The sequence below is a fragment of the Pseudomonas peradeniyensis genome (genome assembly GCF_014268935.2).
GTDB lineage: Bacteria > Pseudomonadota > Gammaproteobacteria > Pseudomonadales > Pseudomonadaceae > Aquipseudomonas > Aquipseudomonas peradeniyensis.
The window spans coordinates 870,709-896,807 of sequence record NZ_JABWRJ020000002.1; the positions used below are offsets into that span (position 1 = coordinate 870,709).

Sequence of the window (26,099 nt, forward strand, 5' to 3'; positions counted from 1 at the left end):
GCCGCACAGGAGACCTCGATGCGCATTCTTTTGGTTGAAGACAACCGCGATATTCTGGCCAACCTGGCCGACTACCTCGGCATGAAGGGCTACACCGTCGACTGTGCCCAGGATGGCCTGTCCGGCCTGCACCTGGCAGCGACCGAACACTACGACCTGATCGTGCTCGACATCATGTTGCCGGGCATCGATGGCTATACGCTGTGCAAGCGCCTGCGCGAGGATGCCCGGCGCGACACGCCGGTGATCATGCTCACCGCCCGCGACCAGCTGGACGACCGTCTGCAGGGCTTCCGCTCGGGAGCGGACGATTACCTGCTCAAGCCGTTCGCGCTGTCCGAACTGGCGGCGCGCATCGAGGCGGTGCTGCGCCGCGCCCAGGGCGGAGGGCGGCGTACCCTGCAGGTCGCCGACCTGAGCTACGACCTCGATACCCTGGAGGTGACCCGCGAGGGGCGCCTGCTCAAGCTCAACCCGGTCGGCCTGAAGCTGCTGGCCGTGTTGATGCAGAAGAGCCCTCATGTGTTGCGTCGGGAAGTGCTCGAGGAAGCGCTGTGGGGCGACGACTGCCCGGACAGTGACAGCCTGCGCAGTCACGTCCACCAGTTGCGCCAGGTGATCGACAAACCGTTCGACAAGCCCCTGCTGCATACCGTCCATGGCGTCGGCTATCGCCTCGCCGAGGGCCGCGATGGAGTTTAAGCAGAGTCTTGCCCAGCGCATCATCATCGCTTTCGCGCTGATGAGCGCGCTGGTGGCCGGGGCCTTCGCCTTCGGCATCGTCGCCACGGTGCACCTGGTCGAGGAACGCTTGATCTCGTCGGTGCTCGGCGGTGACCTGCAGCGCCTGCTGCGCATGGACAGCGTCAGTGACTGGAGCCACCGGCCACGGCCCGACCAGTTGTTCTATTTCAGCGGCGGGCGCGATGACTTCGAGTTGCCCAAGGACCTGCGTCACCTGGATGCGGGCTTCCATGAGGTGTTTCGCGACCAGCTTTCGTACCATGCCATGGTCGAGATCGTCGACGGTCGGCGCTATGTGCTGTTGCAGGACCAGAGCGATTTCGAGGAGCGCGAGCGGGTGCTGTTCGCCGTGGTGGTGGTCGGCTTCGTGCTCAGCCTGGCCCTGGCGGTGATCCTAGGCTGGTTGCTGGCGCGGCGGGTGATGGCGCCGGTGATCCGCCTGGCGCGCCAGGTGCGCCACCGTGACCAGTTGCTGGGCCTGGCGCCGCCGTTGGCGCCGGACTACGCGGCGGACGAGGTCGGCCAGCTGGCCGTCGCCTTCGACGATACCTTGGGGCGCCTGCGTGATGCCCTGACCCGCGAGCGGCTGTTCACCAGCGATGTCAGTCATGAGCTGCGCACGCCGTTGATGGTCCTGGCGACCTCGTGCGAGCTATTGATGGAAAACCCTGGCCTCGATGGGCGGGCGCGCAGCCAGGTCGAACGCATTGCCCGGGCAACCGAGGAAATGCGCGAACTGGTGAAGACCTTCCTGATGCTTGCCCGTGCCCAGCGCGATGAAGGTGCCGTCGCTTCACGGGCAAGCTTGCGCGAGGTGGGCGACGATCTGATAGGGGTATGGCGTGACACCATCGAACAGAAGGGGCTGGCGCTTTACTACGATGGTCGGGTCAGTGCCAGCCCGGTGCTGTACAACGCCACGTTCCTGCAGTCGGTGATGGGTAACCTGCTGCGTAACGCGGCGCACTACACCGACAGCGGTTACATTCGCCTTAGCCTGGAGGCCAATGGCTTCAGTGTCGAGGACAGTGGCGTGGGGATTCCGGAGGAGCAGCGCGAGGCGATGTTCCGGCCGTTCGTGCGTGGCGACGAGCGCCGTGGCGAGGGCCTGGGCCTGGGCTTGTCGCTGGTGCAACGCATCTGTGACGACCAGGGCTGGCGCGTCACCCTGACCGCGACGCTGCCCCATGGCTGCCGCTTCCAGGTCGACCTGAGCCAGGGCACGAAAGTGGTGCAGGACGGTGAAGGCCGGGATGGGCTATTGGATCCTGATTAACGTCCTGTAACACCTGCATTTGACACTGACAGATTTTTCACATCGACATGACCTGATTCCAACGCTTGCCTACCTAAGGTGAGCGCACTGGAGTCAGGAGATGTCCAATGCGTAGTCCCATCAAACTCGAATTCTCGGACAAGTACGACCGCAATCACGCCCGGGAATACTTCCTCAAGCATCAGGATGGCCTGGCTCGACGCCTTTCCCACCAGCGTGACGAGCAACTGGCCCGCCGCGCCCTGGCGCTGGCCGGTGAGCCTGGCCTGGTGCTCGACCTGCCCTGCGGCGCCGGACGGTTCTGGCCACTGCTGGCCGAAAAGGCCAACCGCGTGATCATCGGTGCCGATAATTCGGCGGCGATGATCGAGACAGCCTGTGCGTCACAACCGCCAGAGGTGGTTGCACGGGTACGCCCCTTGCAAACTTCCGCGTTCGCTATCGACCTGCCGGACAACGCGGTCGACAGCATCTTCTGCATGCGCCTGTTTCACCATATCGGTGATCCGGCTCATCGAAAGACGATTCTTTCGGAGTTTCAACGTGTTAGCCGCGACAGCGTGATCCTTTCACTGTGGGTGGATGGCAATTTCAAGGCCTGGCGCCGCCGCAAGCTCGAAGCCAGGCGCAGTGCCCGGGCCGCGCAGGACAGCTACCAGAACCGCTTCGTGTTACCGGCGGCTACAGTTGAAGAAGAATTTGTGTCAGCGGGATTCAGAATCCAGGAACGACTCGACTTTCTGCCGTTCTATGCCATGTGGCGAGTGTACGTATTGCGCAAGGGGTAATGAGTGATGGCGGTAGCCCAGAATCAGTCCAGGCAGTTCGACTACTACTGGCAGCAGCAGGGGGAATGGGTCGAGGAGCCCAACCAGCGGCGTGGTGGCGAGAGTGGCGTGCAGCGCCTGAGCGACGGTGATGGGCATCTGCTGTATGCCAAACGTCAGGTCGGGCACATCTACCGCAGCCTGCTGCATCCGTTCGGGCGACCCACGGTGTTGCGCGAACTCGATGCGCTGAACAGTTTCGAGCAACTGGGCGTGCGGGTACCGCGGATCGTCTATGCCGGGGCCGAGCGGGACGCGGATCATCAGTGGCGGGCGTTGCTGGTCAGTGAGGCGCTGGAGGGCTTCGTCGAACTCGATGCCTGGCATGCCTCCGGGGCTCGTGAGCATTACCCGCAGGCGGTGCACGAACGGATGCTCAAGGACTTGGCCGACAACCTGGCGCGGATGCACCTGGGACATTGGCAGCATGGTTGCCTGTACGGCAAGCATGTGTTCGTCAAGGTGCTGGGCGAGGGCGAGCAGGCGCGGGTGGAGGTGGCGTTGCTGGACCTGGAGAAGTGCCGGCGGCGGATCAGTTGCCAGCGGGCGGCCTATAACGACCTGCGGCAGTTGCGCCGCCACTCGTCGTTCAACGAGGCGGAATGGCAGACCTTGCTCTATTTTTACCAAATGGCGTTTGGCAGCGCGGTCAAAGGTTTAGAGCAATGAAACTAGAAATCGCTCGAGCTTTATTCCTGGTCGCGGCGTTGGCGGTGACCACGGCGGCGGCGGCGGCCTGGGAGCAGCCGCGGCCTACGGTCTTCAGCAAGGCTGAGGTCGGTGGGGTATGTCCGTTGCCACGGGTGGCCAGGGAAGAGCGGGGGCGGGCTGAGCCGGATCATGATCTTCTGTTGTTCTTGTTTGGGATGAGGCAGGGGTTGCGGCCGTTTGGTTGACGTGGGTTTTGTGTTTTGCGCCAGGGGTTTGTTTATGGATCTCTGGCGTTTGTTTATTTTGGGTTCGTAGTTGGTTGGTGTTTGTTTTTGAAGTTTTATGCGCATTCATTTGCGATGTCGACGCTTATTCACCTTTCCGCCCTTACGGCAGGTAACTTTTTGAAGGATCAAAAAGTCACCAAAAAATCCTCGCTCCATTCATCCGGCCCTACGCTTCGCTCCGGGTCCCCTCACTCCGGCCTTGCTCCCGGGAGGACCGCGCTGCAGGGCCCATCCTGGGCCCCAGCGCTTGACGGGCATCCATGCCCGTCACCTCCCTCCGCAAGACCTGCGTTCGGCCTCCTGAAGTCGCGAAGTTACGAGCGGCGCCTGGACTGGCGCAGCTGTCGCTAGTTGGTTTTTAGTTGATCTCTCGATTGTTTCGCGGGGCAAGCCAGCTCCCGCGCAATAGTCGCCGTTATATATAGCCCTGTAGGAGCGGGCTCGTCCCGCGAAAGGGCCGGAACAGCCAATACATAACTAACTGTCAAACAACTAACTTCGCATCTCTTGCTCTTGCTTCTAAGCGCGCGATAGTCCAGGCAACATCAATTGCGACTTCAGGAGGCCGAGCGGAGTTCTTGCGGAGGGAGGTGACGGGCATGGATGCCCGTCAAGCGCTGCGCCCCAGGATGGGGCGTTCAGCGCGGTCCTCCCGGGAGCAAGAACGGAGCGAGGGAACCCCGAAGCGAAGCGTAGGGGCCGGATGAATGGAGCGAGGATTTTTTGGTTCCTTTTTGATCCTTCAAAAAGGGACCCGCCGTAAGGGCGGAAAGGTGACTATGCGTCACCATCGCCAATGAATGCGCATACAAAACCCAAAACAATCACCCACGAACACCAACCCCTCCCTTATGCGCCAAAACACTATAAATACAAGGCAAAACAAACAACGTAAACAACGTCCCAACCGACATCCCGGTAGCAATCACCATCCCGATATCAAACCGGCTGACCGCCCCGGCCCCAGAGGCCAAAATCAGGGGCACCATGCCAAACACCATGGCCGCCGTGGTCATCAGCACCGGCCGCAGGCGAATCGCGGCAGCTTCCTCAATCGCCTCCCGTACCCCAAGCCCCCGCTCGTCCCGTAGCTGATTGGCAAACTCGACAATCAGAATCCCATGCTTGGTGATCAGCCCGATCAGGGTCACCAACCCCACCTGGGTATAGATGTTCATGCTCGAAACTCCCAGGAACAGAGGCAACAACGCCCCGCAGATCGACAACGGCACCGTCACCAGAATCACCAGCGGATCCCGAAAACTCTCGAACTGCGCCGCCAGCACCAGGAAGATGATCGCCAGCGCCAGGCCGAAGGTCACCCACAACGCACTGCCTTCCTGGACGAACTGCCGCGCCGTCCCGGCATAGTCCAGCGAGAACCCCTCGGGCGCTTCCTCGCGAGCGATGGCGCGCACGGTCTCCAGCGCCTCGCCCATGCTCACCAGCGGCACCCCCTGGATGATCGCCGAGTTCAACTGCTGGAACTGGTTGAGCTGGCGCGGCCGGGCACGGTCGCTGAGGGTGATCAGGGTCGCGAGCGGCAGCAGCTGGCCCTGCTCGTTCTTCACGTAGTAGTTGTTCAGCCAGCCAGGGTTGGCCCGGTATGGGCGCTCGACCTGGGCGATGACCTTGTAGCTGCGGCCCTCCAGGGTGAAGCGGTTGATCTCGGCCTCGCCCAGCAAGGTCGCCAGGGTGCTGCCCAGGGTGTCCATCGACACCCCCATCTGCGCCGCCTTGGCGCGGTCGATGTCGATCACCACCTCAGGCTTGTCGAAGGCCAGGTCGATGTCGAGGAAGGCGAACTTGCCCGACGCCTGGGCGCGCTCCTTGACCCGCTGGGCCACCTCCAGCAGGGCCGGGTAGTCATCGGCGGTGTTGATCACCAGCTGGAACGGCAGGCCCTCGCCGGTGCCGGGCAGCGACGGCAGGTTGAAACCGAAGATCTGCAGGCCGCCGATCTGCTCAAGCTCGGCCTGCACCAGCGGCAACAACTGCATCTGCGTACGCCCGCGCTCGTTCCAGGGCTTGAGCAGGAAGCCGCCGATCCCGCTCTGCACACCGTTGAAACCGTTGATCTGGAACGACGAGTAGTACTCGGGGAAGCGCTTGAAGATCGGTGTGAACTGGTCGGTGTAGGCATTGAGGTAGTCCAGGTTGGCGGTCTGCGGCGAGCTGCTCATCATGAAGATCACCCCCTGGTCCTCCTCCGGCGCCAGTTCGTTGCGGGTGAACATCAGCAACACCGGGATCAGGCACAGGATCAGCACGGCGAACACCAGCACCACCGGGCGGCTGTTCAGGGTGCCGTGCAGCAGGCGCTGGTAGCGCACCTTGAGCGCGTCGAAGATCAGATCCAGGCGGTGGGCCAGGCCACTGGGGTTCTGTTCGTGGCGCAACAGCAGGGCGCACATCATCGGCGACAGGGTGAGGGCGACGATGCCGGAAATGACCACCGCCCCGGCCAGGGTCAGGGCGAACTCCTTGAACAAGGCACCGGTCAGCCCGGTGAGAAAACCGATGGGCGCATACACCGCGGCCAGGGTGATGGTCATCGACACCACCGGCAGGGCGATCTCGCGGGCGCCTTCCAGGGCTGCGTCGAAGGGTGTCTTGCCCTCCTCGATATGACGGTGGATGTTTTCCACCACGACGATCGCGTCGTCCACCACCAGACCGATGGCCAGCACCATGGCCAGCAGCGTCAGCAGGTTCAGCGAGTAGCCCATCATCTGCATGAAGAACAGCACGCCGATCATCGACAGCGGGATGGTCACCACCGGGATCACCACCGAGCGCAGGGCGCCGAGGAACAGGAACACCACGACGATGACGATCAGCACCGCTTCGCCGAGGGTCTTGATCACCTCGTCGATGGACGCCTGGATGAACAGGGTGGCGTCGTAGGCGATGGACACCTTGAGGCTCGAAGGCAGTTCCTCTTCCAGCTGCGGCATGATCCGTCGCACTTCCTTGATCACCTCCAGCGGGTTCGCCGCAGGCGTGGCCTTGATGCCGATGTACACCGATGGCGTGCCGTCGAACGAACTGACCGTGTCATAGTTTTCCGCGCCCATTTCCACCCGTGCCACGTCGCCCAGCAACACCCGGCTGTCGCCACTGGTCTTGACCGGCAGGGCGGCGAAGGCCTCGGCGGATTTCAGCTCGGTGGTGGCGTTGATGCTGGTGACCACGTACTCGCCCTTCACCTCGCCGGCGGCGGAAAGGAAGTTGTAGCGGCGCACGGCGTTGGTCACGTCCACCGCCGACAGGCCGAAGCCGGCCAGTTTCACCGGGTCGATCCAGATGCGCATGGCGAACACCTGGTTGCCGAGGATCTCGGCCTCGGCCATGCCGGGCAGGGTGGCCAGCTTGGGCTGGATGACCCGGGACAGGTAGTCGGTGATCTGCGGGTTGCTCATCTCGTTGCTGTAGAAGCTGATGTACATCAGCGCCGAGGCATCGGCGGCCTCCTTGCTCAGCACCGGGTCCTCGGAGTCTTGGGGCAGCTTGTTGCGCACCTCGTTGGCCTTGGCCAGCAACTGGGTGAACAGGCGGTCGGTGTCGGCGCCGATTCGCGCGTAGACCGAAATGATCGAGAAGTTCTGCCGGCTCACCGAGGTCATGTAGTCGATGCCGTCGGCGCTGGCCAGGCTCTGCTGCAAGGGCTGGGTGATGTAGCCCTGGATGGTCTCGGCATTGGCCCCGGGGTAGGCGGTGGTCACGGTGATCAGGGCGTTTTCCATCTGCGGGTACTGGCGGATCTGCAGCTTGCTCCAGGCCTGCAGGCCGAGCAGCAGGATCAGCAGGCTGACCACGCAGGCCAACACCGGGCGGCGGATGAACGGGTCGGTGAACGCCATGGCCGCCTCCCGTTCACTTCGCGCCGGGCGCGGCGGGCTTGAGGGCGGTGTCGGCGCTGATGCGGATCGCCGCGCCGGGGGTCAGTTTGAGCTGGCCGGCGGTGACCACCTGATCGCCGGCCTGCAGCCCCTTGAGCACCACGACCCAGCCCTCGCGGCGCTCGCCGGTCTGCACGGTGAGCTGCTCGGCGATCAGCTGCGGCTGGCCGTTGGCGTCACGCTGGGGCTGGCCGTCCTCGCCCTTTTTCTCGCTGACCCGGTACACCGAGTTGCCATAGAGGGTGTAGGTGATGGCGTTCTCCGGCACCACCACCTGCGGCTGCGGGTCGGGCAACAGCACTTGCAGGCTGGCGAACATGCCCGGCAGCAGCTTGCCATCGGGGTTGGCCAGGGTGGCACGGACCAGCAGGTTGCGGGTGCTTTCCTCGACCTTGGGGTTGATCGCGCTGAGGCTGGCGGGGAAGGTCTGGTCGGGGTAGGCGGCCACCTGTGCCAGCACCCGTTGTCCGAGGCTCAGGTGCGGCAGTGCCTGCTCGGGCACATTGAAATCGACGTAGAGGCTGGACAGGTCCTGCAGGGTGGCGATCACCGTGCCGCTGGCCAGGTAGGCACCGACGTCCACCTGGCGGATGCCGATGGTGCCGCTGAACGGGGCGCTGATGCTCTTTTTCGCCAGCGAGGCCTTGAGCTGTTCGACCACTGCCTGGTTACGCCGGTACTGGGTGGTGAGGCGGTCGAACTCGCCGCGGGAGATGGCTGAATCACCGACCAGCTGGCTGCCCCGGCCGAAGTCGACCTTGGCCAGCCCCAGGTCGGCCTGGGCGGTGCCGAGCAGGGCGGTTTCCTGGTCGCTGTCCAGTTGCAGCAACAACTGGCCGGCCTTCACCTGTTGCCCGGACTCGAAGTGCAGCGACTTCACCGTGCCGGCGACTTCCAGGCTCAGCTCCACGCCTTGATAGGCCTTGAGACTGCCGACCGCCGGCAGGCGCTCCTGCCACTGGCGCAGCTCGGCCTGGGCCGCGGCCACGCTTACCGGCGGCCGGGGCTGCGAGAACATCTGCACCTGCTGGTAGATGGAAAAGGCCTTGATGCCCCCCAGGATCAACACGATCAGCAGGACGACGGCCAACATGATCAGCATGCGGCGGCGCAACATGGTCCGGTTCCCTGGATGTGGGTTTGTTATTCACTGGGCACGACCACGGGCGATCCGGCCCACGTGCGGTGGGGGAAAGTATTGTCGGTTTTTGCGAAAAGGGGAGGGATAAACTTGCCCCGCGATAGCTTTTACGACAAATCAGACCAGATGCAGGTGGTTATCCCAGAAGCCCGAAGGCAGGTTCATCGGCTGGCCGATCAGCTCCGCCTTGCGGCAATCGTAGAACCGGCAACGCCCCTGCCCGGAGGTAACGACGAAGCCATCCTTCACTGCCCCGACCCCAGCGCAATCGGGCATCGGCGCGTCGAGCTTCACCGCGCCGCTGTCGAGGTCCCAGATGAACAGGCGATTGGCCCGTGGCGCGGTCAAGGCCACCAGGCGCAGGTCGCTGTGGATGGCGACGCTGGCGGTGTACTGGGCCATCGACTGGAGCTGGCGCTCCGGCACCGGGAAGGCCTTGAACGGCTCCCCCGGTCGCTTGATCGCCAGCAGCTCGGCGGTCTCTTCCGAGCCACCCATGAACTGCTGGCAGGCGGCGATGGTGCCATCGTCGCCCACCGCCAGGTGGCGCACGCTGTTCATCTGCTGGGCCAGCGTCTCCTTGCTCAGCAGGGTGCCGTCGCGCTGCATCAGCACCAGGCTCGGCTCCATCGCGTCAAGGTTCATTTCCACCCGGCTCTCGGCCTCGGTGCGGATACCGCCGTTGGCCACCACCAGGGTCTCGCCGTCGGGCAGCCAGGCCACCTCATGAGGGCCGATGCCGTGGGTGGAAAGCTCGCCGCTGTGCACCAGACGTTCGCCTTCGAACCGATAGACGCCCAGGACGCCGCGGCCGGGGTCGGTGGTGTCGTTCTCGGTGGTGTACAGCCACTCGCCGTCCTTGTGGATCACCGCATGGCCGTAGAAGTGCCGCTGCGCTTGCGAGGCGAGGGTCTGCAGCAGCCGGCCGTCGCGCAGGTCGACCAGGTAGCTCTCGGTACCGGGCCGGCGCGCGACGAACAAGGCGATCGGCAGCGTCGGGTGGTTGATGATCGCATGGCAACGCTGGGCCACCTGGGTGCTGAACACCTGGGTGCCGTCCAGGCGAAAGCCCACGGCGTAGTGCTTGCCGTCGCCGTCGTCGCGCGCCGACAGCAGCAAAGGTTCGCTGCCTTTGCCGCGGAACAGGCTCCAGCCGCCCAGGGTCAGGGCGCTGAGCAACACGCTACCGAGTTTCAGGGCCTGGCGTCGCAGCATGATCAGTCACCGTCGTTGGCATTGAAGCCCAGCTGGATGTTCAACGCCTTGGCCAGCTCGCCTTCGTGCAGGCGGTGGACGACGTTGAGCGCGTCGTAGATCTGGTTGAGGGTCTGCTTGCCGGCGTCGTCGACCAGCAGCTCGCCCAGGGTCTTCTGGTTGTCGGCCAGCAGCGTGATCGCCGCAGCGTAGGCGTCGTCGATCTTTTGCGCCAGTGCCGCCTGGTCCTTGCCCAGCAGGCCGCGCAGGCCCTGGTTGTCGACCCCGACCCAGACCGTCTGGGCGGCCTTGAGCGAGGCTTCCAGGCTCTTGATCGACGAGTGACTGCGCCAGGCTTCGGCCTGCAGCGGCTGCGCGATTCCCTTGCTCTGCCGGCCCATCGGCGCGCCGAGCTTCTTCTTCAGGGTGTCCAGGGCGGTGACCTGGGCCCGCAGCAGGTCGGCGATCGCCTCGTGGGAGTCGGCGTAGCGCTGGTTGGGGAACTTGGTCATCTGCGACAGCATGCCGTCGGTGCTGTTCCAGCCCTTGAGGATCTCCTCGGCCAGGGCCTTCTGGTGTTCACCGATGGCCACCAGCAGCGGGCAGTAGCGGGCCTTCTGCTCGGCGCTGGCGATGTCCGGCTTGCTGTCGAACAGGATGTATTCGTAGGCCGACAGGCCACGCACCACGACGCTGGCCTTGCCCAGCGACTCGGCGGTGACCGCCTGTTCGCCGTTGACCAGCTGCTCGACCTGGCGACCGACCAGGTTCTTCTTGTCTGGCCAGAACTGTACCTGCCACGGGCGGTTGCCCTCGGCCAGCGGGCCGACCAGCAACGGCTGCAGCTCGGCCCAGGCCTTCTGCGCGTTGAGGAAGTCGGCGCGGGCGGTCTCCAGGGACTGTTTGCCTTCGCAGTAGGCCAGGGCGCTGGCGGCCAGCTGCCGGTCGGCCTCGACCCAGCGGCTGTAGGTCGGCAGGATCACCTGCTTGGCGATGGCCGCGGAGGTCACAGCCTGCGGGTCTTGTGGCGAGCAGGCGCCGAGGGCGAGTGCGGCGAGGCTGGTGAACAACAGTTTGGGTCGGAACATGCCCGGCTCCTTGTGCGGTTTAAAGTGAATTCAGGAACGCCAGCAGCGCGGCGCGCTGCTCGGCATTGAAGGTCAGTACGTGATCGCGCGCCGCCTGGGCCTCGCCACCGTGCCAGAGCACGGCTTCGAGCAGGTTGCGGGCGCGACCGTCGTGGAGGAACTGGCTGTGGCCGCTGACGGTTTCGCTCAGACCGATGCCCCACAGTGGCGGGGTGCGCCAGTCCTGGCCATTGGCGGCGAACTCGGTGCGCTCGTCGCTCAGGCCCGGGCCCATGTCGTGCAGCAGCAGGTCGCTGTAGGGGCGGATCACCTGGCCGGCCAGTTCCGGCTCTGACGCATCGGCGGCGGTGGTGAACTGCGGCGTGTGGCAGCCCTGGCAGCCGGCCTGGTAGAACAGGTTCTTGCCCGCCAGCACCTGCGGCGCATCGACGTTACGTCGGGCCGGCACGGCGAGGTTGCGGGTGTAGAAGGTGACCAGGCGCAGGATGTTGTCGCTGACTTCCTTCTCGCCACCCTGGCCGTCGCCGCTGGGCGCTGCCAGGCAATCGACCTGCGCCGCGGTGCAGTCGTCCTTTGGCAGCAGGGTGGTGGTCAGGCCCATGTCGCCGGCAAAGGCGTGCACGTTCTGCTGGTTGACGTTGGGCTGCCCGGCCTTCCAGCCGAAGCGGCCGACCACGGTCTTGCCCTGGGCATCGTCCCAGACCCGGTTGGCGCGGCCGCGGATGCCGTCGCGGTTGAGGTCGTCCGGGTCCTCGTTGGCCAGCAGGTCGGCCTCGGGGATGGCTTCGAGCAGGCCCAGGCCGATCATCGGCGGGGCGACCCGGGCCGAGAAGCGGGTGTCCGGGTGCAGCGGGCCGTAGCCGAGCTGGGTGATCTGCAGGGTCGGGCGGCGCAGTTCGACCTGATGGCCGTCCTTGAAGGTGACGCTGTGGTTGTCGTAACTCACCCGCACCTTGCCTTCCGGGGCCACGCCGGGGATGGCCATGTCCTGCAGCTGGGTGCCGTAGACCGGTTCGGGGACCACGCCCAGGCGCTCGATCTCACGGGCGTAGTAGGGCTGGTCGGGGATCGACAGGCGCACCAGCATCGACACCGCGTTGCTGTCGTCCGGCTCCGGCGGATGGCCGCGCCCGTCGCGCACGTGGCAGTTCTGGCAGGCGTTGGTGTTGAACAACGGGCCGAGGCCATCGCGGGCGGTGGTGGTGGAGGGGGCGATCACCCAGGGGTTGCGAAAGAAGCTGTTGCCCACGGCGAAATCCAGGCGCCGCTCGGGGGTGAGGTTGGCCGAGGGCAGTGAATAGGCGTTGCGGTCGCTGCGTTGCACCGTGGCCTTGCCGCCGGAGAGGGCTTCGCCGGGCTCGGCCTGGGTGAAACGCGGAGCGTCGTCACAGGCGGCGAGGGCGAGGGCCAGCAGCAGGGGGCTTAGGCGGAGCAAGGACATCGAGGATCCTGGGCATGGGCGAAAAACCGGCGTGCAAGCTTATCAGGCCGGGGGTGATTGAATAAGAGCAATTTGCAATTGCTGGATGAAATCGATGTCAGCTGGCCTATTGGTAGGAGCGGCCTTGTGCCGCGAAAGGGCCGCGAAGCGGCCCCGGGGTTTCGGCGCTGATGCAGAAACTGCCGGGGCTGCGTTGCAGCCCTTTCGCGGCACAAGGCCGCTCCTACAGGGGGCGATGTAGCCCAGGAAATAAAAAAGGCGGCCCGAAGGCCGCCTCTGCTGAACCGCGACGCTGATCAGAACTCGTGATCGGCGGTATCCGGGTTCAGGTTGTCGATGCCCAGCTTGCCCGCGGCCTGCTCGATCGCGCCGGTCTGCTTGACCAGCGAGGCGATGGCGTCACGCACGATCTGGTTGCCGGCGGCGTTGTCGGCGGCGATCAGCTGGTCGTAGTGCTCGCCCTTGAGGGCGTGGTCGACGATCACCTGGATCTTGGCCTCGGTGGCTTCCAGGTCGGCCTTGAGGGTGGCGTCGGTGGCCGGGTCGGCCTTGGCCACCAGCGACGACAGGCTCGGGCCGCTCAGCTTGGTGCCGTCGACACGGGTGTACTCGCCCAGGTAGACGTTGCGGATGCCCTTGGCGTCGTAGAAGTGCGAGTAGTGGGTGTTGTCGCTGAAGCAGTCGTGCTCGTCTTCCGGCGAGTTGGCTTCCAGCGAGACCTTCATGCGCTCGCCGGCCAGTTCACCAAGGGACAGGCTGCCCATGCCGAACAGCATCTTGCGCAGGCCGTCGTTGGCCGGCTCGCCTTCGAGGGTGGCGCGGTAGTTGTCGGCGACGTTCGGCGCCCAGTTGCCGACCATCTCTTCGAGGTCCTTGACCAGCAGGTCGGTGACCGCTTTCAGGTAGGCACGACGACGGTCGTTGTGGCCGCCCGTGGCGCCCTTGCCCTCCAGGTAGTCGGAAGCCGGACGGTTGCCCGCGCCCGGGCCGGTGCCATTGAGGTCCTGGCCCCAGAGCAGGAACTCGATGGCGTGGTAACCGGTGGCGACGTTGGCCTCCGAGCCGCCCAGCTCGTTGAGGGTGGCGAGCTTCTCGGGGGTGATGTCCTTGACGTCGATCTTGTCTTCGCCGACCTGGATCTCGGTGTTGGCGATGATGTTGGCGTTGGCCGCCGGGTTGCCCAGGGCGTGCTCGTAGCTCTTGTCGACGTAGTCGATCAGGCCTTCGTCCAGGGGCCAGGCGTTCACCTGGCCTTCCCAGTCGTCGATGATGGTGTTGCCGAAGCGGAACACTTCGCTCTGCAGGTACGGCACGCGCGAGGCGACCCAGGCGTCACGGGCGGCCTTCAGGGTCTGGTCGTTGGGCTTGGCCAGGAACGCATCGACGGCGGTCTGCAGTTGCTTGGCGGTGCTCAGCGAGTCGCTGTACACGGCATGGACCATGTCGGCGTAGTGCTTGACCACGGCCTTGGCGGCCGCTTCATCGACAGCCCCTGGCGCCGCGGCGGTGCTGCTGGCGGCGGCAGGTGCCTGGGCTTGCGGTGCGGCGGCCTTGTCGTCCTTGCCTTCGCCGCAACCGGCGAGGGCGATGGCGATGGCCAGCAGACTGGCGGAGGCCAGAGGCATTCGAATCATTGTTGGTTTCCTGCGTCGTGTGGTTGGACCAAGGGTGGACCGTGCGCCGTGGCACGCGAAACCGCCACATCATGCGAAAGATTTGCATTTGCTGTAAAGAGCCGGGCGCGCATTTCATGCAAACGCCCGTTCGTCTTCACCGCCAAGGCCGGCGGGGCCTACAGGGCGGAAACCTGGTTGCGTTGCGCCTGTTTGAGGAAACTGGTCAGTTCGCGCGCGGACAACGGCTTGCTGTAGTGGTAGCCCTGACCCTCGTGGCAGCCCTGGGCGATGATGTAGCTCTCCTGTTCGGCGGTCTCGACGCCTTCGGCGATCACCTGCATGCCCAGGCTCTTGCCCAGCTGGATGATGGCGCGAACGATGGTGGCGTCGTCGTCATCGTCGAGCAGGTCCTGGACGAAGCTCTTGTCGATCTTGATCTTGTCCAGCGGCAGCGATTTCAGGTAGCTGAGCGAGGAATAACCGGTGCCGAAGTCGTCGATGGCGATCAAGGCGCCGGAGCGACGCAGGCTCAGCAGGTGCTGGGCGGCGGTGCTGATGTCTTCCATCAGGCCGGTCTCGGTGACTTCCAGTTCCAGGCTGCGCGGCGGCAGGCGGTAGGCCTGCAGCAGGTTGTTGACCACCCGCGGCAGCTCGTTGTGGTGCAGTTGCACGGTGGACAGGTTGACTGCCATGCGCAGCTCGCTGAAGCCCTGGTCGTGCCATTCGCGCAGTTGTCGGCAAGCCTGGTCGAGTACCCATTCGCCGATGCTGATGATGCTGCCGTTCTGCTCGGCCAGGGGGATGAACTGGTCGGGCGGGACCATGCCCAGCTCCGGGTGCTGCCAGCGCAGCAGCGCCTCGACGCCGACCACGCGGTGGTCGCGGTAGCTGATCTGCGGCTGGTACACCAGGTACAGCTGGTTGCGCGGCAGGGCTTCGCGCAGGTCTTTTTCCAGCTCGCGGCGGCGGCGCATCTCGCTGTCGACGCTGGCGATGTAGAACTGGTAGCGGTTGCGCGAGCGGGCCTTGGCCAGGGTCATGGTCTGCTCGGCCTTCTGCAGCAGCTTCTCGGTGCTGTCGCCGTCCTCGGGGAACAGGGTGATGCCGATGGTGGCGCGCAGGCGGATCTGCTGGTGGTCGAGGTCGAAGGGCGCCTCGAGGTCGTCGAGGATGCTCTGGGCCAGTTCGGCGGCTTCGTAGGGCTGTTCGATGTTGGCCTGGACCAGGGCGAACTGGTCGCCACCCAGCCGCGCCAGGGCGCCGAGGCGGCCGCTGTGGGCGCGCAGGCGGTCGGCCAGGGCCAGCAGCAGCTGGTCGCCGACCTGGTAGCTGAACTGCTCGTTGATGCCCTTGAAGTCGTCCAGACCCACGCACAAGACGGCGACGCGGCGTTGCAGGCGGCCACCGTCGTCCAGGATCTTGTCCAGTTGCTGCTGCAACTGCTGGCGGTTGGGCAGGCCGGTGAGGAAGTCGTACTGGGCCATGCGCTGCAGGCTGTTCTCGGCCTCGTGACGCAGGTGGGTGTTACGCTCGATGGAGGCCAGCAGCTGGTTGGCGGTGTTGACCCAGAGGCCCAGCTCGTTGCGCTCGTGGCCCTTGAGTTGCGGGATCTGGTGCTGGCTGGGGCGGTCTGGGTTTATCTGGGTCAGGTGGTCGATGATCTTCGACAGAGGCTTGGTCAGCAGCCAGTGGTACACCAGGTACAGCACCAGGCCCATGGCCAGTGCCCTGAGCACGCCGGAGATGAAGATGATCACGGCGTTGATCAGGAAGTCCTCGCCGTAGGAGGAGGTGTCGAGGGTGATGCTCAGGTCGCCGTAATACTCGCTGTACGGGCCGCGACCGACCAGTTGCGTGGTGTAGGTACGCTCCTGGCCGAGGATCAGGTCGGTCAGCCAGCGCATGGACATGTCCTGTAGCGGCCGGGATTTTTCCGCCAGCATGGTTTCGTTGGGGTGGCCGATGGAGGCCATGCGCACCGACTCGTCCTGGAACAGGCCTTCCATCACCTGCATGCCCATTTCCCGGTCGAGGCTGTACACCGCCTGGGTCGAGGGGTCGCGGAACATGTCGAGGATGCGCTGGGCATCGTTGTTCACGGACTGGCGGGTCTTGTAGGCGTCATAGACGATCTGCGCACAGCTGAGTACGACGCCGACAGCCAGCGCCGAGAGCAGTACGACCCTCAGCAGCTTGACCGATAAGCTGTTTCGAAATTCCAGCTTCAATGGGGTTTCCTTAATCCATGCGCATGCCATTATTTTGCCATCAACCATGGCGGGAGACTATCGACCTGATACCCCGGCAGGCAACCCGTCCGTCGACGGAATTGTCCTTGGCTCTGTATCGGTCGAACGGTCATGCGACTTGAGTGCGCTGCGTCAACTTTCCAGATGGTTGATGTTAGCGCGCTATGCGGTCTGAGCAAGAGCGCGCGGATCGGTTGCAAACATTTCTGTCAGGTATGTCGTTGCCGAATGCGACGGTGTCATGCCAGGCAACAAAAAACCCGGCACTCAGGCCGGGTCTTTTGCATTCAAGGCGAACAATCAGGCCTTGAAGGTCTTGCCTTCGAACTGCTCGGCAACGAAGGTCCAGTTGACCAGGTTCCAGAACGCCTCGACGTACTTCGGACGCAGGTTGCGGTAGTCGATGTAGTAGGCGTGTTCCCAGACGTCGCAGGTCAGCAGCGGGGTGTCGCCGCTGGTCAGCGGGCAGCCGGCGCCGATGGTGCTGGCCAGGGCCAGGGAGCCGTCGGCCTTCTTCACCAGCCAGCCCCAGCCGGAGCCGAAGGTGCCGACCGAAGTCTTGGTGAACTCTTCCTTGAACTTGTCGAACGAACCGAAGGCGGCGGTGATGGCCTCGGCCAGGGCGCCGGTCGGCTGGCCGCCGCCGTTTGGCGACAGGCAGTTCCAGTAGAAGGTGTGGTTCCAGACTTGGGCTGCGTTGTTGAAGATGCCGCCCGAAGAGCTCTTGACGATCTCTTCCAGGGTCTTGCCTTCGAATTCGGTGCCTGGGACCAGGTTGTTCAGGTTCACGACATAGGTGTTGTGGTGCTTGTCGTGGTGAAACTCCAGGGTTTCCTTGGAGATGTGCGGCTGCAGGGCATCGTGGGCGTACGGCAGCGGCGGCAATTCAAAAGCCATGGTGGATCTCCTGATTCAGGTCTGTTTGCGGTTTGCGCCAGGCCTCACGGGTGGCCTGATGAGCGTCGGCGAGTTTGTACCCTTTGCGACGCAAGGGCTGGATCATAGCACCGGCCTGGGCGCTTAACCACGCAACATCTGTGGGGAATAGAGGTTCCAGAGCGGTTGGCGGGGGCCGACCGGTGGTCAGCCAGGAGCATTGCCGCAGACGGTCATCAGTCCATCGGGATACGCATTCGAGCAGGAAGCAGAGTTGCAAGCATTACCAGCGTGGGAGCGGGCTTGCCCCGCGAACACCGGCACAGCCGGTGCCAGGCACCGCATCGCGGGGCAAGCCCGCTCCCACGCTGGTGATCTGGTGTATTCAGTTGAAGATCAACTGCGCCGCCACCGCGAACATCATTACCGCCACCATCAGGTCGAGCATGCGCCAGGTCGCCGGGCGTGCCAGCCACGGCGCCAGCCAGGCGGCGCCGATTGCCAGGGTCGAGAACCACACCAGCGAGGCACTGGCGGCGCCGGCTACATAGGCGCCGGGCACGGTCTGCTGGGCGCCGAGGGAGCCGATCAGCAGCACGGTGTCCAGGTACACATGTGGGTTGAGCAGGGTCACCGCCAGCGCGCTCAGCAACACCGCACGACGCGAGCGCATGCCCTGGCCTTCCCGGTGCTGCAGGCTCTGCTTGGAAAACGCGCTGCGCAGGGCCTTGGCGCCGTACCAGATCAGGAACACCGCGCCGCCCCACCGGGCCACGGCCAGCAGCGTGGGGTTGTGCGCCAGCACGGTGGCCAGGCCGAACACCCCGGCGGCGACCAGCAGCGCGTCGCAGACCACGCACAGCGCCGCCACCGGCAGGTGATGCTCGCGGCGCAAGCTCTGCGCCAGGACGAAGGCGTTCTGCGCGCCGATGGCCATGATCAGGCCGAAGGCCACCAGCATGCCGTTGAGATAGCTTTGCCACATAGCGGGAACACTCCACTGGCACCGATGCGGACATCGGCGCGGATCAACAAGAAAGATGTAGCCATTGTGGCGGCTGCGGCGGTATAAGAAAAACAAATAGAGCTGATCAGTCATTAGAGAAATCGATGTTCGACTACAAGCTGCTCGCCGCCCTCGCCGCGGTGATCGAACAAGGCGGTTTCGAGCGCGCCGCCCAGGTGCTGGGGCTGTCGCAATCGGCCATCTCGCAACGCATCAAGCTGCTCGAGGCGCGGGTCGGCCAGCCGGTGCTGGTGCGCGCCACGCCACCGAGCCCGACTGAGGTCGGGCGGCAGTTGCTCAACCATGTGCAGCAGGTGCGCCTGCTCGAGCGCGACCTGCAGCGCCAGGTGCCAGCGCTGGACGAGGAGGGCATGCCCGAGCGCCTGCGCATCGCCCTCAACGCCGACAGCCTGGCGACCTGGTGGGCAGGTGCCGTGGGCGCTTTCTGCGCGCAGCAGCAGGTCTTGCTCGATTTGGTGGTCGAGGACCAGGAAGTCGGCCTCAAGCGCATGCGCGCAGGCGAGGTGGCGGCGTGCCTGTGTGGCAGCGAACGTCCCGTGGCCGGAGCGCGCAGCCTGCCTCTGGGGTCGATGCGCTACCGGGCGCTGGCCAGCCCCGCGTTCATGGCGCGCTACTTCCCCCAGGGCTTCGCGGTCGAGCGGTTGGCCCGTGCTCCGGCGATCGTGTTCGGGCCGGACGATTTTCTCCAGCATCGCTACCTGGCGTCGCTGGGCGTGCAGGAGGGTTTCCTGCATCACCTGTGTCCCTCGTCCGAAGGTTTCCTGCGCATGACCGAGGCTGGCTTGGGCTGGGGGCTGGTGCCGGAGCGGCAGGTGGCCGAGCAGCTGGCCCGTGGCGAGCTGGTGGAAATCTGCGCCGATACTCCCATCGATGTACCGCTGTACTGGCATCATTGGCGCAATGGCGGGCAGTTGCTCGCCCAGCTGACCGACCACCTGCGCCATTCGGCGCGACAGTGGCTGGTGCCCTTGTAGGCACATCGGGCGTCAGTTGCATCCGAAATCTGGCAAGGCGGAGTCTTACATGCGAATTCTGGTCACCGGCGCGAGCGGCTTCATCGGCGGGCGCTTTGCGCGCTTTGCCCTGGAGCAGGGCCTGGAGGTGCGGGTCAATGGCCGGCGGGCGGAGGGCGTGGAACACCTGGTCAAGCGCGGGGCGCAGTTCATTCCGGGCGACCTGGGTGATGCCGAGCTGGCCCGGCGCCTGTGCCAGGGCGTGGACGCGGTGGTGCATTGCGCCGGCGCCGTGGGCACCTGGGGCCGCTACCAGGACTTCCACCAGGGCAACGTGGTGCTGACCGAAAACGTGGTCGAGGGCTGCATCAAGGAGCATGTGCGGCGCCTGGTGCACCTGTCGTCGCCGTCGATCTACTTCACCGGCCGTTCACGCCTGGATATCCGCGAGGACCAGGTACCGCGCCGCTTCCATGACCATTACGCGCTGACCAAGCACCTGGCCGAGCAGAAGGTATTCGGCGCCCAGGAGTTCGGCCTGGAAGTGTTGGCGCTGCGCCCGCGTTTCGTCACCGGTGCCGGCGACGCGAGCATTTTCCCACGGCTGATGCGCATGCAGGCCAAGGGGCGCGTGGCGATCATCGGCAATGGCCTGAACAAGGTCGACTTCACCAGTGTGCACAACCTCAACGAGGCGTTGCTCAGTGCGTTGTTCGCCGAGGAGCAGGCGCTCGGCCAGGCCTACAACATCAGCAACGGCCAGCCCTTGCCGCTGTGGGACGTGGTCAACTATGTAATGCGTCGCATGCAACTGCCGCAGGTTACCCGCTACCGCTCCCCAAGCCTGGTCTACGGTCTGGCCGCGCTCAACGAGGCCGCCTGCCTGCTCTGGCCCGGGCGCCCGCAGCCGACCCTGAGCCGCACGGCGGTGCAGGTGATGAGCAGCGATTTCACCCTGGATATCAGTCGCGCCCGGCAGTACCTGGACTACCGGCCCAAGGCCGATGTGTGGTCCGCGCTGGATGAATTCTGTGGCTGGTGGCAGGCGCAGGCGGGGCAACGCTGAACCTGTGGGCGGGATGATGGTCATCAGTGCGCCGCCCAGGCGGTTTATACTCATGTCTCTTTGCTACCACCGCGGTTGAATGCACCCATGCGTAATGACGCCCACGACGATTTTGACGATGTGCCCACCCTGCGTGCCGGCACCCCCGATGACGATGAACTGCTGCCCGCCCATGTAGCCCGCAGCCGCCAGAAGGCGGCGCGCCCACGCAGCAACGGCCCGCTGTGGGCCTTGCTCGGCGCCTCGTTCATCGCCCTGGGCGGATTGGGCTGGTGGAGCTTCCAGCAGATCACCCTGATGGAGCAGCAACTGGTCGCGACCCAGGAAAGCTTTGCCCGCATCAGCGAGGAGGCGGCCGGGCGTCTGCAGGCGATCAGCGGCAAGGTTGATGCCAGCGAGTCCAGCAACAGCACCGGCAGCGAGGCGTTGAAGCTGCAGATCCGTCAGTTGCAGGCCTCGCTGACCGAGCAGGGCAAGCAGCAACAGGGCGTTGCCGGGCAGGCGGGGGACCTGGGCAAGCGCCTGGAGCAGGTGCTGTCCGACACCCGCGAGCAGCAGAAGGCGGTGGCCGAGTTGCAGGGCCAGTTGCAGGCTCAGCTCAAGGCGGTCAACGCGGAGCTTGCGGCGCTCAAGTCGGGCCAGGTAGATGGCGGCAAGCTGGATGGTCAGCTCAAGAGCCTGAGCAATGAGGTGGCGGCGCTGAAGAAACAGGGCAACCCGAGCGCGGCCATCGAGAGCCTGGAGCAGGATGTGCTGGTGCTCAAGAGCCAGGTGGACAACCGCCCGGCCACATCGGCCGGCGGCGCCTCGGTACAGGAGTTCGATGCCTTCCGCGGGCAGGTAACGCGCAACATCAATACCCTGCAAAGCCAGATCCAGAACCTGCAGCAGCAGATCAACGCCCGGCCGTGAGCCTGGCAGCTGATTGCCTGTCGGCACGTCACTACTTGATGTGAGGGGGCCTGGCGGAGATTACCCAGTCTCCCGGGCAGCGCTTTCTCACAGGGAGTAGCATTGCAGGCACCACCCGCTCCCACGAAATATGGGGGCGTGCCCTGCACGCGACTCGCCACAGCCGCGACATGTTTGAGTGAAGGGTTCAAACGTGAAGCGGATCGAGCATCCTCCAATACGCACCTCATCTCAATTAAAAGCACGCGTAGTCTGCCACCTAGCATTTTTGCCAGGTGTTGAATGCTTCCAGGTTTGTTAAATCTATTGCATCAAGTCGACAGTGCTGCCAGTAAAGGTCAAGCCTGAAAGTTGATGCAGTCGACCGGCAAGCAGTACTTATCTAATGGCCATGTCTTATGGGGTACGGCCTTGTGCTTCATGAATTGTATTGGTTCGGGAGAGTGCTATGAACAAGCCTGTATCCGCTCACGACAGTGAACAAGTTCGCAAGTCATCAAAGACAACTGGCAAACGCTCTATCGCTATCTATCCCCACGGAGGGTTCCCGGCGGACACCTACAATCCGCTGGAAGTGGCCAGCCTGATCACGGAAGATCCCGATGCCATTCCCGGAACGCCCGGCGTAGTTCTGCCTGTTGCAGAACAGAGCAAGAACCTGGCAGTAGAAGTCCTTATCTGGGAAAACGCCGTGGCGGGTCAGACTATCGCCCTGACGTTGGATGGGGAGCTGTTGCTGGAGGATGAAGATGAGAACATCGCCTGGCACGATGTGCTTCCGGCAGAGGCCGCAGATGATACATTCAGGTTCCAGCTCTCGGTGCCCGTCAAGTACCTGGATGCCATTCTCCCTGGAGAGGATGAAGAGGTCATGCTGGGATATTCTGTCAGGCAAGTCGGCTCCGATGACTGGATCGCCGGCCCTGCTCGGCCCGTGCGTATCGACAAGCACGCCCCGGGGGGAAGCGCGGGTACCCTGGCGAAGATAACGTTCTCTGATGCGATCGAGGCCAGGGGATATATTCTAAAGTCGGACTTCATTTCTGACGTGTTGGAGGCAACCGTTCAGGGGTATACGGACCAGCGGAAATATGATGAAATTGCTGTGAAGATCACCGACGGCACTAACACCAGCCCGCCGGCGATGGCCAAGGTCATCAGCAGTGGTGATGCGACAGTCGTACAGTTGCCATTGACGGCATTTGATACTTTAGAAGATGAAGTGCTCATCACCACCTCATATGTCGTGACTGATCGGCCCGGGAATCCTTCATTCGAGTCCGTACCGCACAACACATTGAAACTCTTGCTGAAGGACATCCCGGTCGCGCTTGATAAACTGGAAGTGCCGAAGTTTGGCGATAACGAGTTAAAACCTCGGCTGCTACTCGACAAACATGCTCGAGCAGGGATCCTGGTTAAGATCCCCGGAATCACAGGCCTTCACGCCAACGACAAGATCGTCGTGCTGTGGAACGGACAACCGTCCGACGAACACAAAGTGCCGTTTCCACCACAGTCAGTCCAGCTGATGAAGATCATGTTGTTGTATGCGCTTACCAGCCGTGGCCCGCAGAACGGTCCTGTCAGTATCGGCTATCAACTGTGGCGCGCGGGCACCATGATCGCCGAAACGGTAACCCCGAACGTGGTCAATGTCGACCTGCAATTGCCTGGCGGGCCTGACCCCGATCCGGAGATTCCGGGGCACGGTAAGCTGAAACAGGCGGTTCTGACGGGCAAGATCTCGGGCAAGGTGGATGAAGTCGCGCCAGAGGATTTCAAGAGTTTCGAGGATGGCGGAGGGGCCACCTTGAGCATCCCTTGGGACGATTCGGATGGCAACCGTCTGTTGCTGGAAGGTGATCGGTTGTGGTTTGTCCTCGGGGACGAGATTGATCCCGTTACTAACAACTTTAAGATTGCCTACCCCCTCGACCCTGTAAGCCCAGGCGAAGCCACAAACGATCGTAACGTAGAGCGTGACCTGGACCCCGACTGGCTGGATGACTTGCCCAGTGGCCAGGTGCCAACGACCTATCTCGTCGCCCGTGATTTTGATGCAGATCCAGACACTGAAGACAACCCTGCGTTCCCGCGCTTCAAAGATGTCAAGGTCACCCTCCCCGGAGACCTGCCGGGCGGTGGCGGTGATCTGGATGTGCTCGAATTCACTCGCCTCAACAGTCAAGGCGCGATCGACCGAACCCAGGCGAAGAACGGCGTGCCGTATCGCATCGCGTTGTATGACGGAGCCGCTCAGGGTCACACGATCCAGATTCACCTTAGGGCGGATGACGGGATGGTGGGCAGTGAGGGCGCTCCGATTAGCGCAGCCACATACGATCTCCCAAAGATCGAGCTTAGTGACGATAACGCGCGCGACAAGGTAATCATTGGCACGATTGATGAGGAATGGGCCTACAAGGTCTGCTTTGGCACCGCGACGGTTGAATATACGGCGGACAACAAGATTGGGACCAAGAGATCCAGCCATGGTCGTGTCTTTGTGGCGATCAGAAAACCAAGCGAAGATTCCTGCCCGTTCCCTGAAAAGCAGCCCCGTGCCGAAGTGTGCCGCTGCTGCGGTCAGGCATTGCCACGTCCATAGGCCGAGAGAACCACGATCCGTGGAGGGTGAGCGCATGGCAGGATCCATTGACGTCACCGGGACGCTCGCACTCCCGGACCTGATTGTCGACTTGCGGGACGACGGTAAGGGAAACGCCGAACTCCTGCCAATTGAAAGGCAGGGCAAGCCACTTGAGGTGAGTGTGCCGTGGTGGGATCAACTTGTTGAGGGCATCGTCATCGCGCTGACATGGGATGGCGAGATCCTTGATCGCGTAACGGGGGCCTTTCATGAGGTAACCAGAGAGGAGGCGAATCCTCCTAGCGAGCCTGGCCCCGACTTCATGCTCGCCATTCCTTCCAGCTACTGGGGCAGCGTTGCTGAAGGGGAGGACAAGCGCTTCCCGCTTGGCTATGGGGCTCGGCTACCTGGAAGTGATGTCTGGGAGCGGCTCGAGGAGCGTAACGTTCGCATCGACAGGCAGGCTCCAGGCGGCTCGGAGGGGGCTCTGGGCAGAGTGGTGTTCCCAGCCGATGTGGAGGCGCGAGGGCACATCCTTGAGTCCGATTTCGTCGGCGGCAAGCTCACGATAAGCGTCAGTGGTTACGACGGGCGGAAGTTGGGTGATCAGATCAGCCTTGCCATGACCGACGGCGTCGAGTCGGTGACCGAAGGCCCGTTCAAGGTCGAGAGCGAGGCTGACCCCACCGAGGCCACTCTATCGTTGACGAACTTGCAGGCCTTGTTCGACAGGATACCAATCAGCTTCACCTACCAGGTGCAAGACCTGACAGGCAATGAGTCCGTGGTCTCCCTTGCCCATGATTCACTGACCCTGTGTCTGACCCAGACGCTGCCTGCGCCCAGGGTGGAGGGCGTCAATGACCGCGATGAGCTCGATTTCAATGCGCTGGGCGATAAGCCCGTCAAGGTCATCATCACGCCTGACCTCACCTGGGATGGCAAGACACTGGAGTTGATCTGGGTTGGGTTGACCGCCGATGGCACGTCACTGCCTCCGGTCTTCGACGGAATCGGAACGCTGGAGGCGGAGGATCTTGAGAAAGATCTGGAGTTCCCGCTGGACAACAGTCACGCGGCGCAGGCGCTGCAGGGCAGCGCCACGGTGCTCTATCGCATCAGCGGCGCGCCCTGGCGCACGTCTGACACCTATACGGTCAAGGTAACCGGAACCTTCGTACTCAAGGCGCCTGAGATCGTCGAGGCCCCCGACCAGTGGCTTGACCCCGAGGCGTTGCCGACTGAGGGGGCGACAGTACGCATCCAGCCTGACAAGCACATATTGGTCGGCGACCAGCTCCTGCTGGAGTGGCACGGGACCGATGCCGAGGGCAATCCTGTCGATGATCAATGGTTGCTGGAGGTAAAGGATGACGGACCTTTCGACCATATTGTCGGCAAGGACAAGGTAGAAGCACTACGGGGCGGGTCGCTCGAATTGTCCTGCACCTTGACCTCCGGGGGCGGTGCAGTCTCGCCTTCACCTTCGCGGGGCTGGCGAGTGCCCAATGTCTTGCGCCGGCCGGAAGTCGAGAAGGCATTCGGTGACGACAAGGACCAGCTGGATTTTCATCGGGACTTTATCGACGCAACCCATGTGAAGGTCACCGTGGCCCGCTACCCCGGAATGAAGGAGAACGAAGAGGTTGCCGTTCGCTGGGTGGGTGAGGAGGAGGAGAGCGGCGTTTGGGCGCGCGTTGTCAGGTGGGCGCGCAAGTGGATCCTCAAACGCACGGACTTCACTTATCAGTCGCCCTGGAAGAGGGTCGCAACACCGGGCGACCTGGTTTTCGAGGTGCCCATCGGCGTACTGATGGCCTTCATCGGCAAGACCGTGTCGGTCAGTTACCTGGTCAAGCCGGCTGGTGGCGGGGACGGAGAGTCCTCCGATGTACTCGCACTCAACGTGTTGGCGCAAGCTCGCGACGATCTGCAGGCGCCGCAGTACATGTCGTTCGGCGGTGATGTGCCCAAGTTCTCCTTGCGCTACGACGGCATCAAGGCCAAGGACAAGGTCGACATCCATTGGCAGGCTGAAGGTGGTGAGTACAGGAGAGCAATCTTCGAGGTCTACCAGGACGGTCGGTACTTCCTGATCCTCGTCGACAAGGCTTGGGCCGAGGCTGATCGCAGGAAAACCGTATTCGCCAACTACTCCTTCCTCGAGGACCCGAGCAAGCCCGAAACCAGGCAGTTTTCACCCGCCTCGAGCTTTCAACCTGATTAGGAAAATACGGCGTATTTCGCTCAATTGAA

General features: G+C 63.6%; 19 protein-coding genes. 10 read left to right on the forward strand and 9 right to left on the reverse strand.

The window, feature by feature from the left end:
* The first annotated feature begins 18 nt into the window (after positions 1–18).
* From colR to HU751_RS26830, 5 genes are all read left to right on the forward strand, one after another.
* Complete coding sequence (gene colR, locus HU751_RS13430) at positions 19–702, forward strand: two-component system response regulator ColR (protein ID WP_153788186.1); 684 nt, start codon at positions 19–21, stop codon at positions 700–702.
* A complete protein-coding gene (locus HU751_RS13435) occupies positions 692–2,020 on the forward strand; it encodes a sensor histidine kinase (RefSeq protein WP_186731955.1) in 1,329 nt (442 codons plus the stop codon). The genes colR and HU751_RS13435 overlap by 11 nt, the downstream gene beginning before the upstream one ends.
* Positions 2,021–2,127: 107 nt before the next feature.
* Entirely contained in the window at positions 2,128–2,808 is a 681-nt protein-coding gene (locus HU751_RS13440; RefSeq protein ID WP_050703871.1) for a class I SAM-dependent methyltransferase, read from the forward strand.
* A gap of 6 nt (positions 2,809–2,814) precedes the next feature.
* Complete coding sequence (locus HU751_RS13445) at positions 2,815–3,516, forward strand: lipopolysaccharide kinase InaA family protein (RefSeq protein ID WP_186731956.1); 702 nt, start codon at positions 2,815–2,817, stop codon at positions 3,514–3,516.
* Complete coding sequence (locus tag HU751_RS26830) at positions 3,513–3,743, forward strand: hypothetical protein (protein ID WP_050703873.1); 231 nt, start codon at positions 3,513–3,515, stop codon at positions 3,741–3,743. The genes HU751_RS13445 and HU751_RS26830 overlap by 4 nt, the downstream gene beginning before the upstream one ends.
* An 866-nt stretch (positions 3,744–4,609) precedes the next feature.
* Here the strand turns inward: HU751_RS26830 and HU751_RS13450 are convergent.
* The 9 genes from HU751_RS13450 to HU751_RS13490 all read right to left on the reverse strand — a co-directional run bounded on the left by HU751_RS13450 (position 4,610) and on the right by HU751_RS13490 (position 18,277).
* A complete protein-coding gene (locus HU751_RS13450; protein ID WP_186731957.1) occupies positions 4,610–7,648 on the reverse strand; it encodes a multidrug efflux RND transporter permease subunit in 3,039 nt (1,012 codons plus the stop codon).
* A gap of 13 nt (positions 7,649–7,661) precedes the next feature.
* Entirely contained in the window at positions 7,662–8,804 is a 1,143-nt protein-coding gene (locus tag HU751_RS13455; protein WP_186731958.1) for an efflux RND transporter periplasmic adaptor subunit, read from the reverse strand.
* A 141-nt stretch (positions 8,805–8,945) separates the two neighbouring features.
* A complete protein-coding gene (locus tag HU751_RS13460; RefSeq protein WP_050703876.1) occupies positions 8,946–10,043 on the reverse strand; it encodes a DUF1513 domain-containing protein in 1,098 nt (365 codons plus the stop codon).
* A gap of 2 nt (positions 10,044–10,045) precedes the next feature.
* Positions 10,046–11,110, reverse strand: a complete 1,065-nt coding sequence (locus HU751_RS13465) for an imelysin family protein (RefSeq protein WP_186731959.1) — start codon at positions 11,108–11,110, stop codon at positions 10,046–10,048.
* A gap of 19 nt (positions 11,111–11,129) precedes the next feature.
* Positions 11,130–12,551 carry a di-heme oxidoreductase family protein gene (locus tag HU751_RS13470; protein WP_186731960.1) on the reverse strand — a complete coding sequence of 474 codons (1,422 nt, stop codon included), beginning with the start codon at positions 12,549–12,551 and terminating at the stop codon, positions 11,130–11,132.
* A gap of 296 nt (positions 12,552–12,847) precedes the next feature.
* On the reverse strand, positions 12,848–14,185 hold the full coding sequence (locus tag HU751_RS13475) for an imelysin family protein (protein WP_186731961.1): 1,338 nt from the start codon (positions 14,183–14,185) through the stop codon (positions 12,848–12,850).
* Between the two features lie 158 nt (positions 14,186–14,343).
* Positions 14,344–16,395, reverse strand: a complete 2,052-nt coding sequence (locus tag HU751_RS13480) for a putative bifunctional diguanylate cyclase/phosphodiesterase (protein WP_050703880.1) — start codon at positions 16,393–16,395, stop codon at positions 14,344–14,346.
* 321 nt (positions 16,396–16,716) lie between these two features.
* A complete protein-coding gene (locus HU751_RS13485) occupies positions 16,717–17,313 on the reverse strand; it encodes a superoxide dismutase (protein ID WP_050703881.1) in 597 nt (198 codons plus the stop codon).
* Between the two features lie 364 nt (positions 17,314–17,677).
* Entirely contained in the window at positions 17,678–18,277 is a 600-nt protein-coding gene (locus HU751_RS13490; protein ID WP_062572928.1) for a LysE/ArgO family amino acid transporter, read from the reverse strand.
* Positions 18,278–18,402: 125 nt separating this feature from the next.
* Here HU751_RS13490 and HU751_RS13495 point away from each other — a divergent pair, with 125 nt between their 5' ends.
* The 5 genes from HU751_RS13495 to HU751_RS13515 all read left to right on the forward strand — a co-directional run bounded on the left by HU751_RS13495 (position 18,403) and on the right by HU751_RS13515 (position 26,070).
* Positions 18,403–19,293, forward strand: coding sequence for a LysR family transcriptional regulator ArgP (locus HU751_RS13495; RefSeq protein ID WP_186713153.1), 891 nt, complete (start codon positions 18,403–18,405; stop codon positions 19,291–19,293).
* A gap of 49 nt (positions 19,294–19,342) precedes the next feature.
* Complete coding sequence (locus HU751_RS13500) at positions 19,343–20,338, forward strand: NAD-dependent epimerase/dehydratase family protein (protein ID WP_186731962.1); 996 nt, start codon at positions 19,343–19,345, stop codon at positions 20,336–20,338.
* Positions 20,339–20,425: 87 nt separating this feature from the next.
* Complete coding sequence (locus tag HU751_RS13505) at positions 20,426–21,250, forward strand: ATPase (RefSeq protein ID WP_186731963.1); 825 nt, start codon at positions 20,426–20,428, stop codon at positions 21,248–21,250.
* Positions 21,251–21,698: 448 nt separating this feature from the next.
* Positions 21,699–23,861, forward strand: coding sequence for a hypothetical protein (locus HU751_RS13510; RefSeq protein ID WP_186731964.1), 2,163 nt, complete (start codon positions 21,699–21,701; stop codon positions 23,859–23,861).
* 34 nt (positions 23,862–23,895) lie between these two features.
* Entirely contained in the window at positions 23,896–26,070 is a 2,175-nt protein-coding gene (locus HU751_RS13515) for an AsmA family protein (RefSeq protein ID WP_186731965.1), read from the forward strand.
* The last annotated feature ends 29 nt before the right edge of the window (positions 26,071–26,099 follow it).

What these genes read in the sequence shown, in the direction of transcription:
- HU751_RS13470 (WP_186731960.1), bottom strand. Translation starts at nt 12,551, where the DNA reads ATGTCCTTGCTCCGCCTAAGCCCCCTGCTGCTGGCCCTCGCCCTCGCC.
- HU751_RS13460 (WP_050703876.1), bottom strand. Translation starts at nt 10,043, where the DNA reads ATGCTGCGACGCCAGGCCCTGAAACTCGGTAGCGTGTTGCTCAGCGCC.
- HU751_RS13510 (WP_186731964.1), top strand. Translation starts at nt 21,699, where the DNA reads ATGAACAAGCCTGTATCCGCTCACGACAGTGAACAAGTTCGCAAGTCA.
- HU751_RS13445 (WP_186731956.1), top strand. Translation starts at nt 2,815, where the DNA reads ATGGCGGTAGCCCAGAATCAGTCCAGGCAGTTCGACTACTACTGGCAG.
- HU751_RS13475 (WP_186731961.1), bottom strand. Translation starts at nt 14,185, where the DNA reads ATGATTCGAATGCCTCTGGCCTCCGCCAGTCTGCTGGCCATCGCCATC.
- colR (WP_153788186.1), top strand. Translation starts at nt 19, where the DNA reads ATGCGCATTCTTTTGGTTGAAGACAACCGCGATATTCTGGCCAACCTG.
- HU751_RS13435 (WP_186731955.1), top strand. Translation starts at nt 692, where the DNA reads ATGGAGTTTAAGCAGAGTCTTGCCCAGCGCATCATCATCGCTTTCGCG.
- HU751_RS13440 (WP_050703871.1), top strand. Translation starts at nt 2,128, where the DNA reads ATGCGTAGTCCCATCAAACTCGAATTCTCGGACAAGTACGACCGCAAT.
- HU751_RS13465 (WP_186731959.1), bottom strand. Translation starts at nt 11,110, where the DNA reads ATGTTCCGACCCAAACTGTTGTTCACCAGCCTCGCCGCACTCGCCCTC.
- HU751_RS13455 (WP_186731958.1), bottom strand. Translation starts at nt 8,804, where the DNA reads ATGTTGCGCCGCCGCATGCTGATCATGTTGGCCGTCGTCCTGCTGATC.
- HU751_RS26830 (WP_050703873.1), top strand. Translation starts at nt 3,513, where the DNA reads ATGAAACTAGAAATCGCTCGAGCTTTATTCCTGGTCGCGGCGTTGGCG.
- HU751_RS13485 (WP_050703881.1), bottom strand. Translation starts at nt 17,313, where the DNA reads ATGGCTTTTGAATTGCCGCCGCTGCCGTACGCCCACGATGCCCTGCAG.
- HU751_RS13495 (WP_186713153.1), top strand. Translation starts at nt 18,403, where the DNA reads ATGTTCGACTACAAGCTGCTCGCCGCCCTCGCCGCGGTGATCGAACAA.
- HU751_RS13515 (WP_186731965.1), top strand. Translation starts at nt 23,896, where the DNA reads ATGGCAGGATCCATTGACGTCACCGGGACGCTCGCACTCCCGGACCTG.
- HU751_RS13500 (WP_186731962.1), top strand. Translation starts at nt 19,343, where the DNA reads ATGCGAATTCTGGTCACCGGCGCGAGCGGCTTCATCGGCGGGCGCTTT.
- HU751_RS13450 (WP_186731957.1), bottom strand. Translation starts at nt 7,648, where the DNA reads ATGGCGTTCACCGACCCGTTCATCCGCCGCCCGGTGTTGGCCTGCGTG.
- HU751_RS13490 (WP_062572928.1), bottom strand. Translation starts at nt 18,277, where the DNA reads ATGTGGCAAAGCTATCTCAACGGCATGCTGGTGGCCTTCGGCCTGATC.
- HU751_RS13505 (WP_186731963.1), top strand. Translation starts at nt 20,426, where the DNA reads ATGCGTAATGACGCCCACGACGATTTTGACGATGTGCCCACCCTGCGT.